Genomic DNA, 17,550 nt, shown 5'->3' on the forward strand with positions numbered 1-17,550 from the left:
CCTCCTGTAACATACTGTCTAGTAGTATGTTAACAAGAAGGTCTTTCATTTTTCTAACATAAATGTTACAAAAGTCTTTCAGCTGTCTTATTTTTTTCGGATGTGATGGGAAGAGTGAACCAAAATTCACTTCCCTGCTTACCATCTGCGCGATTCCTCACACCAATATCCCCTTTGTGCATTTCTATCAATGATTTTGCTATAGCTAATCCAAGACCGGAACCTCCAGACTGCGAACTTCTTGATCGATCTGTTCTAAAAAAACGTTCAAATACACGTAACTGATCATTAGGGGAAATTCCCATCCCTTCATCCCGCAAGGTGAATTGGACTTGTTGAATTTTTTTATTTTCTTCTACAGTTAATTCAATTGTTCCAGAGCTAGGAGAATAGCGAATTGCATTATGTAATAAATTCCCTATGACCCTTTCTATTTTACAAGGCATAATTAAAAGTCTAGGTAATGTATCTGGAACAACCAATTGCACATTGATTTGTTTGTCTTCCAATAAGACAGAATGCGACTCTAATACATCTAATAGAACTTTATCTAAATGTGTGAAACTTGGGTGAAAATCTACTTGCTCAAATTCTAATTTCGAAAGATCAAATAAGTCGTTAATTAATCCACTTAATCTTTCTATTTCTTTTAAAATCGTCGCTAAGTATTGCTTTTTCATTTCAGGATCTTCAATCAGGTTATCTTGTAATGCTTCTATCATCATTTGCATGCTAGCCATAGGTGTTCGTAAGTCGTGTGAGATATTGGTAATTAGCTCCTTACGAGATTTTTCCTGTTTCTCTAACTTAGTAAACCCTTCTTCTAGTTTTTTTGCCATCTGTTGAAAGGCTGTTGCTAATTCTTTAAACTCACGTGGTTCTTGCCCAATTATATACATTGTTTCAAAGTGTCTATCACTAAATTGTTTCGTCAATTTTATTAAATTTTGTATAGATCTCATGATAGGGCGTGTCATTAACCAAAAAATAAACGTTGAAATAATAAATGCCACAAATGCAATTACTGTTAATAAACGCGTTTGTTCCGGTTCAAGTAACATTTTCGTCTCACTATACCATATAGCAATTACCATAATACCGGTACTTAATAAATTCATGAGTAACAATTGAATACGTAATCTCACGTTTCATTTCCTCCATTCGGCTCAAAGCGATATCCTATACCCCAAACCGTATGAATCCAGCGATTCTTTATCGTATGCTTCTCGAGCTTTTCACGTAAACGGCTCACTAGCACGGTAACCGTGTTTGATGCTCCTTCATGTCCAAAATCCCAAATTAGTTCAAGAAGCTGTGAGCGAGAAAATACTTGTTTTGGATGCTTTGCCATGAGATACAGTACCTCAAACTCTTTTACCGTTAACTCCACTTCCTTATTACAAACAAGTACACCTCTTGTCTTTGGATATATTTTTAAGTCTGGAAATTCTATCACTTCCGATAGAGATTCTTTTATTTGTATTGCCACTTGGCTTCCTCTTCTTAGTATAATTTGGACCCTTAATACTAATTCACGAGGGGAAAATGGCTTTGTTAAATAATCATCCGCCCCCATTGTTAAGCCTAAAATTCGATCCCTTTCTTCTCCCTTAGCAGTTAACATAATAATAGGTACGTTTGATTGTTGACGAATTTCCTCGCATAATTCCCATCCATCTTTTTTTGGCATCATCAAATCTAATATAATTAAATCTGGTTGATATGTAAGAAATAAATCCCAACCTTCTTTACCATTTACAGCAGTATATACTTCATATTCTTCTCTTTCTAAATACCGTTTGCATACTTCTCGAATATTTTCTTCATCTTCTACGATTAAAATTCTTTTCTTCATATACTATCCTCACTTTTTTTCATCAATAACAAAAAAATTTATTTTTTCTATTCTCGAATAAATTTATATAAACTGATTGTATCAACAAATCAAAATTCCTCATTTCAACATCCAAACAAATAAAAATTCAGAATACTATTTATGTGATACAGATAGTAATCTTAACATTTGATTACTTATATGCCTAGATAAGCATTTAAAATAGTAGTGTCTAAATCATATAAATTAAAAGGAATGAGTCCGATTCAACATCAAACTCATTCCCTATTAGTAGTCTAAATTTTTGTATCTAACTTTTTTTATTCAGTTCATTACTGTTAATTATCAACCTTAGCAACAGAACTGTTACCTATTACTGAGCTCTTGATAGATTCCATGCTATAGTATCCGTCCCGTTTTCTCCATTACCATATTTCATATAATCAATTAAATATCCTACCTTTAACTTGTTACCATTAGATAGTATGTTCCATTGCTTATGGTGTCCAGTGAAATTCTTTGGGTATGCATGATTAAATTTAAAAGTACTTGCGTTCCGTTTTTGATCTAAATGAATATAACTATCTTGAAGTTTTAAATATGCGTAATCTGAATAAATAGGATTTTGGAATTTAATTAATACCTCTTCATCCTTTTTAATTGGTTTTCCGGGTTTAGGTTGACCTACTCTTTCAATAATTACATTCACTTTTTCATCACTAGATTGCTCAGCCCACAGATACTCCCATTTATTCCCGGCGTGATGACTTCCCCAATAAGCTGTATTTCCATATGAAGCTATAGTATAAGGAATTCCTTCAGTAACAAATTCACCTGAATTATCTACTACATAATCTTCAAACTCTTTATTAGCTTTAACTTCATTATCAATCTTTTGTGTAGGCGTTAGATTGTGTGCGTCATTGATTTCAAATGTAACTTTTCTGTGCGCAGCAATTTCAGATTTAATAGGGTGTATATTTTCTCTAGATTCATATGTAAATCCATTCTCACGTTTAACTAGTTTTACTGTTTGTGACGGAGCATTCCATTTCTTGCTATAAGTAGTAGGAATCTCTTTACTCACTCCAAATAAACCAGGTAAAATTGTTGCCCTAATCTTTTGTGTCACAGAATCATAACTACCTTCTACTAATGTTGGTTGCTGTAGTTTTGCAAAAGCACCGTGTACAGAGTCTTTATGTAAATAACCGCGATCTCCCTGTCCCGCTTTTAAATGGTTTAATGCATCAGTTCCATTATTAGCTGAAACCACTGATACGTTATTAGTACTTTTAGCCTTGTTTACAATATGATTTACTTTTTTCGTATCTATATTTACATGTTGAAAAACTTCGTTATAGGATAAAACTGGCTTATCAGCAAGGGATTTGTCTTTAGGAGTATATACCCTAACCTTTGGTATATTTCCTATATCTGTTTCTAATTGTTCAGTAGCTGCATTCACCCTAGACTCATATCTCCCTGCATCCCCCAAATGCATAATTTCTTCACCTTTTTCAATAGATAAATCCATTGTACTTGTAGGTAAAACTTCAATCGAAAGAAGTTCTCCTTGTTCAACAGCTTTTAATTCATCCAAAGATAAGACAATATTTGCATCTGCTTGTCCTTCTAAACTGTCAATTACTACTTCTGTTTGATTCCGTCCACCTTTTTCTGTACTTAAATAGTTTGCTTTATAACGATCTTGTGTTGCCTTTACAGTATTAATAATTTTGTTTCCTAAACGAATATTAAAATGTGGCGAAACATTTTCAGCAGATGCTGTTCCTACATTCTTATATTCCAAATGTACCCGTAATTTTGCTGCGTTCGCTGTGTCCACAGTTGTTGCAGTGGACCAATCAAAATTGTTTGTATAACTCTCCGTTTCCGTAGTTGTTTTGGAATATCCGTATCCCACATTTGCTGAAACACTTCCGGAAGGAACAGGACCGGCTGCTGAGCCTTCTACACCACCTGAACCACTTAGACCTACATTAAATGAATGTTGTGTAGATACGCTTTTTTCCCATCCTCTGCTAACGGATTCGCCATTATTATCCGTAATGGTTGCAATAGGGATTACTTCAATTCGTTTGACACTAATTTGCAGATTCGGCATGTTGGCAACTATCGGATTGAAATTAGTATCAGAATCGTTGTTATAATTCTCAACCTCATACATATCGGTAAAAGGATCACCATCCGTATTTGCATTCATAGGATTCGATATAAATTTTGGTTTTCCTTTATCCTTCTCAGGATCCCATGCTTTCGCTTCATTTTTTCCAGTTTGTGAATTGAATTCAATTTTATATCCATTAATCTCTAAGTCGTTAGAAATACCATCTTTGTCCCAATCATTGTTTGCCATTTCAATGTTTTGTGTAATGAGCGAACCTATCTCCCCATCGGATCCGAGCGTGAAATTCTTATCTTCTTTTTTTGCATTTGCATTCTCTTTGAATATTTCAACTGTACCTCCTGGATTCGGTTGTTTTACATCTGCTAAAGCTGGAGATGCTAGAGTCAGTGCCATCGATACACTACCTAATACACTAATTGCTGGCTTTAATTGTTTCATTGTTATTTTTCCTCCTTGGTTTCTAGGTCAATTAGAACACCTACTAGTAAGATTAATTTCATCATATATAACAAATCTTTCTTTTCTCTCTCATAACTGTTAAAAAAGTCTCTCGTAAATATTACAAATCACTTACAGAGTTTTTAAAAGCCATAAAATCTATATATGAATCATCAAAAAGCAGTAAAATGTAGAATCGATTCCAATATATACAAAAAAGCAGCTAGCCAAAGCTAACTGCTCACTAACTTATAAAAAAACAGAAGGAGTCTATCGTGACAGACTCCTTCTAAAAAAAACAATGATTATATACATATTGGAAATAAATTCATTTTACTAATAGTGAATATTCACCATTTTTATCATCAAATTTATACACATTCAGATAATATTTCCCTGGTTTCGCTACGAATTTTCCCTTTATAGTATTTCCTTCATCTTCACCACAAGCTACGTAATTTTGCATGTCTGATTCATGATAAAGTACCCATGTCATCCCAATATTTTGTTCATTTACCACAGAAATATCTACTTCTTTTGGATCTGTAACATTAAACGTATAAACATCTGTTTGATCAGGAGTAACCAGATTTCCTTTTACAAGCGTATTAAATGGGAGTACCTTCTCTTCTTCAAGGGACCCGCCTGTTTGCGGATCTTGTTTTACAGTAACTTTTGTCTGTTCTTTACTTTCTTTTCCTCTACTATCTTTCACAGTTAGTTCCACAGTATATGTTCCTTTTTCTCCATATACGTGGGTAGGATTCGCTTTTGTACTTGTTGAACCATCCCCAAAGTTCCATAGATAAGAAATAACTTTTCCATTTTCACTTGTTGTACCATCGCTATGGAATTGAATTTCTTCATTTACTATCCCACTGTATGGTCCATTCATATTTACTATAGTAGTCGTTTTTTCTTTTTCCTCTGTCGCAACACCATGGAAAACAATATCATATTCAAACTGATTAGCTGCATTCACACGATAGTTTACAAAATAGGTTGTAACTGTTTTATAGCCGCTCCACCCTTTTTGTGATAACTGCTCCAAAGTTTGATTTACTTGTTTACTCATCGTTTTCCAATCTTCAGACTCACCTTTTGATGTACCACCTGTGTACTTGCCTTCCACGGTAAATGTATTAAAGAATTGCGACTCGTGTTTGGTAATTTTTTCATCTTTTATATTTGCTACGTCCACAATTTCGTTTTTCACTTCAGCTAACGGCTTAGGTGCATGTTGTATTAAGTAATCATTTGTTACTTGCGGTACATTGTATTTATCTTGATTATCAATCAATTGCTGCATATACGTTTGATATTCTGTATTCAGCTGTGCATCCTTACTTAATGATTCACGATACACGTCATAATTTTTCACATCGTTTGCACGGATTAAATCCTGAATCTTATCAAAGGTTTCAAAGTGATGATTATATAGATAAGACTGTAGTGCAAAGGAATAATTATAAAAATCCCATGATCCATATTTTGCGAACAAAGTTTGCTTTGCAGTATAACGGCTTGCTGGATCAGATGATAAGCCACTTATAATACTTTTACGAGGAACGACATTATTTGTACGTGTAGATCCTGCAAAGAATTCTGCATTCCCCTCTTGGAACCAAGTTAAGCGTTCATTTTGATATAGTTCTCCGCTCCCAAATAAACCAGGAACCTCGTATCTTCCTTGTAAATAATGAGTGAATTCGTGACGGAATAACTCTTCTAGACTATAAATACTCTGTTTTGGCGTACGCTCATATGTAAAGAAAGTACCTTTCTCTTCAATATAGATACCACCGTTGTTCGTTTCATATCCATATAATTGTCTATTCAATTGATAATCATCTGGATTATTATAAATTACAATTGTCAGTACATCATCTGCGTTACCTTGTTCTAGTGCTTTATCATTTCCAATTACACGGTGATATTGTGCCTTTACTTCTTTGGCTGCCCAATATAACCTTTTAATTTTTTCTTCTGTTACTTTATCGCCTGTCTTAAAAACAATAGATCCATCATCAAATGTATATGTTTTAGGTAAGTATTGTAACTTTCCTTCTTCACGTATTTTCTGTAAATCTACTGCATTTCCATCATAATCTTTTCCACCGTAGTTTGTTTTGATTTGCTCTACCGCTATAAAATAAGGTCCGCTTAGACGAGGATATGTATTCATCGCTTGTGTAATAACTTCCAACCCTTTATTTGAATTGCTATGAAATTTCCCTAAACGTCCTGCATAATAAATACCATTATTAATTAGCCAACTATTCTCAGTTGTTAAATTCCGTATGAGAGCAATTCTACTAACCTCATTTATAAAATTATCAATTTTTCCATACCACATTGTTGCATTAGGTTTTTTATTCGTTTCCTGCAAATAAGACTGTAGATCATAATCAATACCTTTTACAATTTCATATACAGCTTGTTCTTTCGTATAATTTTTAGCATACATAGAAAGGTTATCATTAAACTGTTTTAAAATATTTGCTGCATACTGTACTGTTTCAGCATCACTAGAAGCATTACTAATTAACTTTCCATACGCAACTACTACTCTATCTTGCTCAGCTGTACCTAATGTAAAGTTTGGATTTTTTGCAATTGCTTTTAATGATGGTAAACATTTGTCATGGAAGCTTCTCTCTTTTAAGTAACCTACTTCATTATTAAAATATCCCACATAAAAAGCAGAACGTAATACTTCAACAAAAGTTTCAATTCCCTTTGAATCCTCTTTCGTAAAAGATTTCCCTCTTTGTCCTAATTCATCAATGATAACGTACATACGTTCTTTATTTTGATAAAAAGCTTTCGTATCTTGATTGAATTGAAATAAATCTGTAATTTGATTCCATGAAACTCTTGATAGCGTATCAATGAATTCACTATCAGACATTTTATTCAATTCTGCCAGATTATAGCTTTGCTTTAATTGCCTTTCATCATGTTTCATCACCGAATTAGGTCGTTGTGAAAAATCGCCTACTTTTAAACGCTCTTCAAAATTCAATGTTTCGTCCGCTTTTGTAGCATGAGCCATTTCATCTTTTGAAGTTTCTGTTCCAATTGGTTTTATCTGCAACAGATTATGGGGTGCTTTTTCTTCAGCTGATACCTGTGTTTGAATACTTCCAAATGATAATGCCATCGTACTCATACCGATTATCAGTTGAGTAAATTTAAAATTTTTGTTCATTACATTTCCTCCATTTATATATTCCACACAAAAATATAACATTTCATCTTAATAAATTATCATAAAATGTATTATTTCATATTGTGTTAAATGAATTTATATATAAATCAATATTGAACAAAGCATTACTGTATCTCTTTCATTTCCAAAAAGGACAAACTATCCCGGGTGAATAGTTTGTCCAAAACCATAATCTCTCTGATTTAAAAATATATAATTCATTTCCGCTAAAAGTCTTTTATTCTCTTTTCACCTCCTACTATTTTTGCATCTGAACTAACAATAGTAAATTAGAATAATGACTTAATACTTGCCAGAACAGTAAGTATTCCTATAACAATTACAAATACATTGCTCATCTTTCCTCTATATTTTGCTAGTACAGGCACTTTACGAATTGCATACATTGGTAGTAGACATAGAATAGCAGCAACTAACGGACCGCTAAGGGCATCAATGATTCCAAGAATACTTGGATTTGTATAAGCAACATACCAGCATGTTAATACGACAAAAGTAAGAATTATTGTCTTAACTGTTTTCTCTCCTAAATCTTTCCCACGTTTTTTACCGGACTTGATAATCATGTCACGCATTACCTCATACGCACCTATATAATGACCAAGGAAAGACTTTGTAATAGCCATAAACGCAATGATAGGTGCTGCAATAGTAATTACTGGCGAATTAAGCTCATTAGCAAGATATGATAGGATTGATAAGTTCTGTTCTTTTGCCACCTTAAGATCATCTGGAGTCAAACTTAAAGTACTGCTCCAAACAAAGAACATAACAACAGCAAATGTCATGATATAACAAACTTTCTGTATTTGAGCACATTTTGCATCAGTAGCCTCTATTCCATACGTAGCTCTCTGTTTCATAACGAATGACGAAATCATAGGTGAATGATTAAACGAAAATACTATGATCGGTAGTATCATCCAAATCGTTCCAAAATACCCTGTTCCAGTTGAATCAGTAGAAATACTTGAAAAACTTAGCATTGACGTATTCCACTGTGGAATTAAAGATATTGCAATAAAAAGTAGAGAAGCAATGAAAGGATATACTAGCATGCTCATTATCTTTACAGTAATATCTTGTCCAAAATTTAGTATAGCGATAAGACCGAGTACTAATACAAGTGATTGAATAGCCCTTGGAGGCTCCGGCATGTGCAATTGATGCACAATAAAACTACTTGCAGTATTTGTAAGTGCAACCGAATACATCAGCACGATTGTATAAATTGAGACGAAGTATACGATGTTAAAAATGATACTTGCTTTATTTCCGAAATACTCTCTTATTGTACCCGTAATCCCCTCTTCGGCAGAATTCGAAGCGTATATCATTTTAGCAAGCGCCCTATGTGAGTAATACATAACAGGATAGGCAAGTATGGTAATTAACAGCAATGATAATAAACCACCTGAACCTGCATTAATAGGTAAGAAGAGTACTCCCGCTCCAATTGCTGTTCCAAATAGACTCAATGCCCAGGTAGTATCCTGTTTATGCCACTTTTTAGGGTCTAGATATTTCTCATTTTTTACTGTAGTATTATCAGCTTGAAATTCTATGTTTTTTGCAGTGTTCCCATTCATATAATAATTCCTCCTTGTGTCCTATTCTTAATTTAAGGCATAGGAATAGAGACCGTTCTTGAAAAATGAAATACTTATAAAGTGCGCCACATCGTATATCCTTCTTCTAAGTTGATCAAAGTCAAAAAAATTAGCGAAGCAGCAACCGGATGGGTTCGTTACCACTTACAGAATGTTTCAATTATATAGTAGTAAATTTTATTGGTACTTCCCCCAATATACTGACATCCTTAGGAGAACAATAGAGAATATATTGTTAACTATTTCACAATATATCCGATAACTGTTCATTAATTTGATTGTTTCTCTCCAAAGATTTTATTTTTAATGGCAATCCCTGTAGGTGTAGACGCAATTCCACCTAAACCTGTCTCTCTTAATTCGCGAGGCATCTGTCTTCCAACTCTATACATTGCTTCAATAACTTCGTCAGCATTGATGATATTGTTTACGCCAGCTAATGCGATGTCCGCTGCTGCTAAAGCATTTGTCGCTCCAATAGCGTTTCGCTTTACACAAGGAATTTCTACCAAACCAGCGACCGGATCACAAACTAAACCGAGTAAATTTTGTAACGCGATTGAAAAAGATTCAGAAGATTGCTGTGGCGTTCCACCGGCTGCTTCTACCGCTGCTGCAGCCGCCATCGCTGAGGCACTGCCTATTTCAGCTTGACATCCTCCGTACGCTCCTGAAATACAAGCGTTGTTTGCGACTATTGTTCCAAATAATGCTGAAGTGAATAGAAAATGAATCATATCTTCATGACTTAACTGCAACGTATCTTTAATACTAAATAGGACCCCTGGGATTGTCCCACTCGCACCAGCTGTTGGAGTTGCACAAATTGCCCCTAAAGCAGCATTTACTTCATTAACACCGATAGCATTTTGTATTCCTAACACCATCAAATCTCCAGAAAGAGTTTTCCTATTTTTCCTATAGTTTTTAATTTTAACGGCATCACCTCCAGTTAAACCGGTCGGAGAAAATACCCCTTCGCCCTCGATACTTTTATTTATGGCATTTTCCATAGTCGCTAAATTTCTTTCCATTTTACTCCAAACTTCTTCATAAGAAGTTTTAGTTTGTTCGATTTCCTGTTCAATTGCTAATTCATAAATTGGCTTTTGGGTTTTATTAGCTGCATCTACAATTTCTTTTATGGCCAAATACATATTTTTTCACTCCTTAATATAACTAAAGAATAATGAGATTAGCTTTATTTCTTAATTTTCCTAATTCCTTCTGAACATTACCAGGTAATAACGAATCCAAAGCGAATGCATATAAATATTTTTCGTTTTTTTCTAAACTATGAAAGTTGTTAATTTCCACATCATATTCTTTAAAGATCCTGCGTAAGACAAATTCAAAATCAGCTCTTTCAGAAATCGTAATAATAACTGGCAATGGCCCCTGTAGATCTAAACTAAAACCGTCAATTTCAACATGCTTTACTTCAATTAATCCACCGCCGACCGAAATACCCATCGTTCTAATACTCCGACTTTCATCCTCTAAATATACATCTGCCGTATTTGGGTGACCAGCAGGACTATCGCCCGCTTTTTCAATAAAAGTAATGTCAATTCCTTTACATTCTGCTATTTTAATAGCATCTGGCACTTTGCTGTCATCGGCAGCAAATCCTAATATTCCAGCAATAATTGCAAAGTCAGTTCCATGTCCTTTATGGGTTTCAGCAAATGATTCATAATATCTTACCACGACTTTTTTTGGAAGACCTTGAAATAATTTATTGGCAATTGTTCCAATAGCCAAAGCACCTGCAGTATGTGAACTTGAAGGACCTATCATTACCGGTCCAATCACATCAAAACAACTTTTGTATTTAATAACCTTCTTTTCTTTAATAGATGCTACATTCATATTTATAAAGCACCTCCATAATTTATAATTGCAGTTAAATCTAGGTTATTACAATGATTAATTGAAAATAAGATTACTTGATAGCGCTTTCTTTTTTGTCGAATAAATTTCCTCTCGGATCACAAAAATTTCGTAGTATAATCCTATTAGTGTCTAATTTTAGAAGGTTACTTGCAAGGTCTTTAGAATTTTTTCACAAAAATAGCTTTAATATTTTCTCTAGAGAGGAATAAATTATCTTTCGTCGCCCTCATTATAACTTGTATATTTATGAGTTTAATCTTTTTTTATTTTTAGAATGATTGAATAAACAGAATATTGAATAGGTAATAGATTACACTTATAATGTAGCAATTGTGTCCTTTGTTTGAAGCTGTATTAGTTAGTATAAAAGCAAAAATAATACAGAATTCCTTTCATTAACACATTGATTATATTGGAAAGTCATTATAAAGATACTTATATCGTCCATTGTCGAAACATCTTATTTTAGGTATATAAGCTGTTGTAATAAATAATTATTGTAGATGGAAATTAATAAGTTTATGATATATAAAATCACATAAGCATAAAAATTATAAATTACGTATAAATATTCATTTTTTAGAAAAAAACAACTTTTCTTCATAAGCCTTTAAGTACTAATTTTGTACTATTCACTAGTATAAAAAAGGATGTTATCTCTTCTCTATAGATTATATATATTTTATTCAAAAATCCTAATGGAATTAGATATTTAGAATTGCTTTCAAAATAAATTGCAATATTACATACTGTTTTAATAGTTAAAAGAATCGTTACAATTTAACCACTTTATATATTAATCCCTGATTCATTGAATTCTCTCCTAGCCCATCTATTCTAGGTAAACTAAGGGGATTATACAAAGCGAAATATCATCAACATAAATTTATATAAGTAATGCACGAAAAGATACATGCAAAAACACCTTTCATTAATAGTGAATGAAAGGTGTTTTTGCATCTTAAAATATCGTATATCATTTCATTTATTTTAAAATTATTATATAAAGATTTTTCTTATTTATTGTTCCAAATTGTCTTTTGATTTACTATTTAATTTTTTGTTCTGTAATAATAAATCTTGAGAGCAATTCTGTTAATGCTTCTACCTTGTCTTTCATATTGTTCGACTGTATTGAAATTTCTTTGATCGAATCTGATTGTGATTGAATTGATTGTACTGTTTGAGTTGTTTCTCTTTCTACTTGTGCTGCAGTATCAGATACTAGTGAAAGAGACGCATTTACTTCTTCTGTGCCAGCAGACATCTCTTCTGTTGCTGCAGAGACTTCTTGAATTTGACTTGTAATTTTATCAATATCTCTCATAATAGATGAGAATGTTTGATCCGCTTTGTGGGCCGCTTCTTTTCCTTCTGCTGCTTTTTGTTCTCCTTTTTGCATGACATGAACTGTATCTTGAGTATCTTGTTGAATAGATTTGATTAAATGATTAATTTCATTCGCGGACTCTTTAGACTTTTCGGCCAAATCCCTCACTTCTGCTGCAACCACTGCAAACCCTTTCCCATTCTCTCCAGCACGTGCCGCTTCAATAGCAGCATTTAGAGCAAGAAGATTAGTTTGCTCGGCAATATTAGTAATTGCATCCAAAGCTGTATCAATCTGTTGTGTACGTGTAACAAGTCTATCTATTACTTTTGATGTTTCCTCGACAACATCATGAACACTATTCATTTGAAGAATAGAATGTTTTATCACTTCACTACCTTTATGTATTTGTTCCGTGGTTGTTACTGCTACCTCAGCAACTACTGCTGAAGATTCAGCTACTGTTTGCACACCAATTGTTATTTCTTCCATTGACGATGAACTCTCTTGAATACTAGTTACCTGTCCTGCTATTTTTTCTTTTACTTCAGTAATAGTCTGAACAACCTCATTTGAAATATTAGATGCTCGCTTTGTATCTTGTAAAACCCCCTCCGTAGAAGAAATCACCTCTTGTGTTGTCGTCTTAACATTTGCAATTAATTGTTGTAGGTTATCTAACATACTATTAAAAGACTGTACAATGATTCCTAACTCATTATTTGCTTTATAAGAAGTACGTATTGTTAAATCACCTGCAGCTACTTTTTCCATATCATTTTGTAATAAAATAAGTGGTTTTCGTATAGTAAGTTTAATAATATATCCAATAAATATAACTATGACAATTGCTAAAATTGAAATAACCACAAACATTATCATTGTATTTTGAGCACTGCTATTGTTAACTTTTTGTAACTGGTCTGCATTATTACTATTATATATAATTAGTTCACGAATTGACTGAATTGTTTTTTGCATATTAGGTTCAATTTCTTTTAGATAATAGGCATAAGCTTCCTCATTATTAGATTTCCCTAATTCTTGTGCTTTTTCCATCTGAGTTCTTAATTCATTAAATGCTTCATGAAATGTGTTATATAGTTCTTTTTCTTTATTAGAGATAATTTTAGCTTCATACTGCTTTAATAACTGATCGTTTTCCTTACGCATCCCATCCATTTCTTTTATCAAATCGTTCATTCTTTTCTCATCTTTGGATAGCATTATTTCCATAAAGTTCATATTAACATGGTAAAATTTAGATTCTATGGTTCCTATCCACTCGATTGATTTTAAGTCATCTTCATACATATTAGAAGAAGCACTTTTTCCTCTTTCTAGACCCCATCCGCCTATTAGGGATAATACTATACAGGAGATACAAGATATAAGTATTAATATGTTTAGTTTTGTACCAACCTTACTGTTTGCTAAAAATTCCAATTAAAACTCTCCATTCTTATATATAGTTCAGGTAATATATTGTATACTAAGAATCTAAAATATACGATATTAATTTTTAAAATATAAAAACATGTATAATTCTGAAAAGTATTATACATCAAAATGTTTAAATTTATAAAATTTTATCATTAACATAATACTCTTTTGTATATGTATAATGATTTTCTATGTGTCTTTTTAGGGGTACTGCCACATCACTAGTACCTAACAAAAATAAACTACCCTACAATAATAAAATTAAGCAACTTGTACGAAATTTTATTGTTCTGGAGTAATTCTAAATTCTTAAGTTAATCGCCATGTGGTGCTATCCTTATTAGAAATTAAACATCTTTATTATGGCTATACGGAAGACAGTTTCAGGTCTTTTCATCTGATAATTGTTCCTTTCTAATTCAAAATAAATATCTCGTAATTTCTCCACCTACAAAACTACTTACATGTGAGAATTCCTCTAACCCAAATGTCTCCTAATTCACTAGCTGTCTCTATACTTATATACCAACTAACAGGTGAAATTATAATTTCATTTACTTACCAATAATTATCCATTTATATTTCCACATGAATAAAACCCTATTTAATTATATAAAAAATACACAATTAAATAGGGTTTGGATTATTTCAAATTCACACTAACAGATCTGCTGAGGTACCTACATTATTTTCTCGTTTCATGTGCTTTTCTAAATAAATCTTTGATGTTTGAATGTTTTCATGCCCCAATGTTTGCATTAAATGATATAAATCTGCATTTCCTTGTTCAACTGCCATGATTGCGAATGCATGACGGAATGTATGTGCCATTATAGGATTTTCACGATACTGTAGAAACTCTAAGTTTGTCTTTTTTATCATATCTGTTACTTGATTCGATAGTGTTTTAGAGTTATAAGTACTTCCTCTTTGATTTATAAATAACGGACTCTCATCCCCTTCTCCGCCTCATTTCACAAATACACTGGTATAAGTGTTCCGAAATGAAAAGTTCACGTACTTTATCTCCTTTTCCAGTGACTTTTAACCAGTACTTTCCGTCATAATGTAAATCTTTCACTCTCGCGGTGCACAATTCTTGAATTCTTGCACCAGTACTTGCCAGAGCAAGTAAAATTGTATAGTTTACTACATGTCCTCTTTCTTTATAAAACCCTAAAATTTTCATAACCTCATCATAGGATAAGTCCCGATTTGGCCGATCCTGCTCATTTACATTTGCGCGCTGCAGTTCTTCATGAAGAGGCTTTTCAATGTAAGAAAATACATGAAGATGTTTTAGAAAAGAACGAATGAGCACTGTTTTCTTTGCAAGTGTTGCGACTGCATATGTGTCACCATTCCTACCGTTCTCTACCCGTTTCAGCCAAGAATTGTATTTACGAATATGCCAAGGTTGCAATGTTTTCAATAAAGAGTCATTTTTCTGTACCTCTTCCCCATTCAATTCAAATTCTTCTGCATGCTGCACCATGCACTGACAAAATGACAAGATTTCAGACACATAACTCTTTTTCGTATCCTCTTTTCTATTCTTCTTCTCATCCATATCTTTTTGTAAATGTACGAAATGATAAATAACTTCCAGGTCACTTAAATACGTATATTTACTCTTTCCCTCTTTTTCTGCAACCTCCATCTTCTCTTCCAATTTATCCACATGACCATCGTTATACAGAAATGGAACGACATTTCTTATATTCTCTACATATGTATCTATATATTCACTTTGTTTATTTATAATAGATAAATTTTCTTTTTAATTTTTATTATCCATATTTCAAATTTACCTCTCCTATTGAAGATTATAATAATAATTCTCTTTATTACCTATAATTATTATTTTATTTTACTTCTATTAATTATACCAATGATAATTCATTTTTCTTCTGTAAGAACGCTACATTCTTCTTTATTTACTTATAATTATATTTTTTAATAATTTATTATTAAATATATATCTTTTAACAGTTAAATACTTAAAATTCATAGTGATTTTATAATAAAAACAACTATAATAATTCATTAACATATAAATTGAACGAAAAATATTTCCAAACCATAACAATGAATACTATATTTAATAAAATCTATTTCTTATTTAAAATATAAATCAGATTCTGATATGATATCTACATACCTAAAATATTAACAAACGATAGTTATGGAGGTGTCCTTTCATGACACAAGATTTATTGTTCATTACAAAACCTACTGTAACGACCGAAGAGGCAGCTGACTTATTAGGAGTAACGGTACAAACAATTTTTAAAAAAGAAAAAGATGGATTAATAGAACGTGTATATAAAGATAACTGGAAGCAATTCGGTAGTAAGATTTTCTATTTAGAGGATATTGAACGTTTACAAAATCAAAATAAGGTTAAAGGCCTTAGCACGAAAGAAGTAGCTGAAATTCTTAATGTTGCACCATCTACTATCTTTACATACATCAAATCTGGACAATTACCCGCCACAATGGTAGAAAAAAGAGGAAAACAAGTATATCTTATCGATGAGGAAGAACTAGAGATTTTTATGCTTGATTATGAAAAAACCAAAACAAAAGAGCGAAAAACATTCATTACGAAAATTTAAAATGAAGATATATACTTATATCAATTATTAACACATCAACATAACGGAAAAACAGCTAGAGTAATAGAGATCAATGGAGCAGACGGCAAGATTCTTACAGAGGACGAAGACATTTTCCCTCTATCCACTTATAAACAACATGATTACACCTTTGAACCTTTCATTAAAAAAGCGGTAATTACAAAACGAGGGTATTTATCTTTTTCCTTTAAAAAACCTCAATTATTTAATTCCATTACTTATAATCTAATAAACTTATTTTATAAGGAGGTAGGTATCACAAATATGAGATTGAGTATTTCAGCAGATACTATCAGATTAGAAATTAAACCTTTCGTATTACAAGTAGATCCATTGCAGTTTCAAGAAGAGATTAAGTACTTACATTCTCATATGAAATCTGGCACGATTCTTCCACATGTAGAAGGTATTTACTTTAAAAGTAATGTAGAGCCATTAACTTTTCATGCAGATTATGAATTTAAGCAAAAAGTAGTTCAAATGGCAGCGGAAGCTGGTATGAAACAGGAAGAATTCTTATTGCAAGCTGTAAAATCTTATATAACAAATTTTAAAAAACACTAAATCTACTACTTATTAAAAGAAGCGTAGAAATAAGATCTTTCTACGCTTTTAAAATATTTGTCACTTGCAATGAATGCAACGGAGGGAAAATATCATAAAATCAAAATGTATTTTTCCTATTTTTTGTAAATTAAAGGGATCCATACCCGAAAATGTATAATTTATTTTTATATAATTATATAAAAACGATTAATTCTTTATAGATCACTCAAAATAGTCACTTAACTTAAACTAGCTATGAATTATAAACCTAAAAATCAAATAAGCTAACACTATAATAGGAATAGAATTTCAGTATCCAAGAGTTCGTTAAATAGGAATTTAACGAACTCTTCAATGGATGGGAGTTAACCTCTTCCCCTTTTTGTACAAGGACAAGAAACTATAAACTAGTATTCAAAAGCTTACTTTT

The 17,550-nt window shown here is 32.3% G+C and carries 8 protein-coding genes and 2 pseudogenes; 1 reads left to right on the plus strand and 9 read right to left on the minus strand.

Translation table 11 applies throughout. From position 1 onward, the window contains the following. Window positions 1–65: 65 nt before the first annotated feature. From AC0ONG_RS27480 to AC0ONG_RS27520, 9 genes and pseudogenes are all read right to left on the minus strand, one after another. The gene (locus AC0ONG_RS27480; RefSeq protein WP_474204894.1) at window positions 66–1,145 is read right to left on the minus strand and encodes a sensor histidine kinase; all 1,080 of its coding nucleotides are present in this window, start codon (window positions 1,143–1,145) and stop codon (window positions 66–68) included. Further along, window positions 1,142–1,855: a response regulator transcription factor gene (locus tag AC0ONG_RS27485; RefSeq protein WP_474204896.1), complete on the minus strand. Its 714-nt coding sequence runs from the start codon at window positions 1,853–1,855 to the stop codon at window positions 1,142–1,144. Before AC0ONG_RS27485 ends, AC0ONG_RS27480 begins: the two co-directional genes overlap by 4 nt. Window positions 1,856–2,207: 352 nt before the next feature. Next, window positions 2,208–4,424, minus strand: a complete 2,217-nt coding sequence (locus AC0ONG_RS27490; RefSeq protein WP_474204898.1) for a binary toxin-like calcium binding domain-containing protein — start codon at window positions 4,422–4,424, stop codon at window positions 2,208–2,210. Between the two features lie 328 nt (window positions 4,425–4,752). Continuing rightward, window positions 4,753–7,635, minus strand: coding sequence for a collagenase ColA (gene colA, locus AC0ONG_RS27495; protein WP_474204900.1), 2,883 nt, complete (start codon window positions 7,633–7,635; stop codon window positions 4,753–4,755). A gap of 290 nt (window positions 7,636–7,925) precedes the next feature. Next, window positions 7,926–9,245: an aromatic amino acid transport family protein gene (locus AC0ONG_RS27500; RefSeq protein WP_474204902.1), complete on the minus strand. Its 1,320-nt coding sequence runs from the start codon at window positions 9,243–9,245 to the stop codon at window positions 7,926–7,928. Window positions 9,246–9,535: 290 nt separating this feature from the next. After that, window positions 9,536–10,423, minus strand: a complete 888-nt coding sequence (gene sdaAA, locus AC0ONG_RS27505) for an L-serine ammonia-lyase, iron-sulfur-dependent, subunit alpha (protein WP_474204904.1) — start codon at window positions 10,421–10,423, stop codon at window positions 9,536–9,538. Between the two features lie 22 nt (window positions 10,424–10,445). Beyond that, complete coding sequence (gene sdaAB / locus AC0ONG_RS27510) at window positions 10,446–11,144, minus strand: L-serine ammonia-lyase, iron-sulfur-dependent subunit beta (RefSeq protein WP_474205134.1); 699 nt, start codon at window positions 11,142–11,144, stop codon at window positions 10,446–10,448. A gap of 1,066 nt (window positions 11,145–12,210) precedes the next feature. Next, window positions 12,211–13,938: a methyl-accepting chemotaxis protein gene (locus tag AC0ONG_RS27515; RefSeq protein WP_474204906.1), complete on the minus strand. Its 1,728-nt coding sequence runs from the start codon at window positions 13,936–13,938 to the stop codon at window positions 12,211–12,213. 651 nt (window positions 13,939–14,589) lie between these two features. Next, a pseudogene (locus AC0ONG_RS27520) lies at window positions 14,590–15,700 on the minus strand (tyrosine-type recombinase/integrase). Window positions 15,701–16,136: 436 nt separating this feature from the next. On the opposite strand from AC0ONG_RS27520, the pseudogene AC0ONG_RS27525 reads away from it, so the two are divergent. Then, window positions 16,137–17,138, plus strand: a pseudogene (locus tag AC0ONG_RS27525) (helix-turn-helix domain-containing protein). The last annotated feature ends 412 nt before the right edge of the window (window positions 17,139–17,550 follow it).

The organism is Bacillus sp. TCT6 (genome assembly GCF_056033845.1).

Excerpts from the sequence above, each read along its gene's own strand:
- AC0ONG_RS27500 (WP_474204902.1), bottom strand. The coding sequence starts at position 9,245 with ATGAATGGGAACACTGCAAAAAACATAGAATTTCAAGCTGATAATACT.
- colA (WP_474204900.1), bottom strand. The coding sequence starts at position 7,635 with ATGAACAAAAATTTTAAATTTACTCAACTGATAATCGGTATGAGTACG.
- AC0ONG_RS27490 (WP_474204898.1), bottom strand. The coding sequence starts at position 4,424 with ATGAAACAATTAAAGCCAGCAATTAGTGTATTAGGTAGTGTATCGATG.
- AC0ONG_RS27485 (WP_474204896.1), bottom strand. The coding sequence starts at position 1,855 with ATGAAGAAAAGAATTTTAATCGTAGAAGATGAAGAAAATATTCGAGAA.
- sdaAA (WP_474204904.1), bottom strand. The coding sequence starts at position 10,423 with ATGTATTTGGCCATAAAAGAAATTGTAGATGCAGCTAATAAAACCCAA.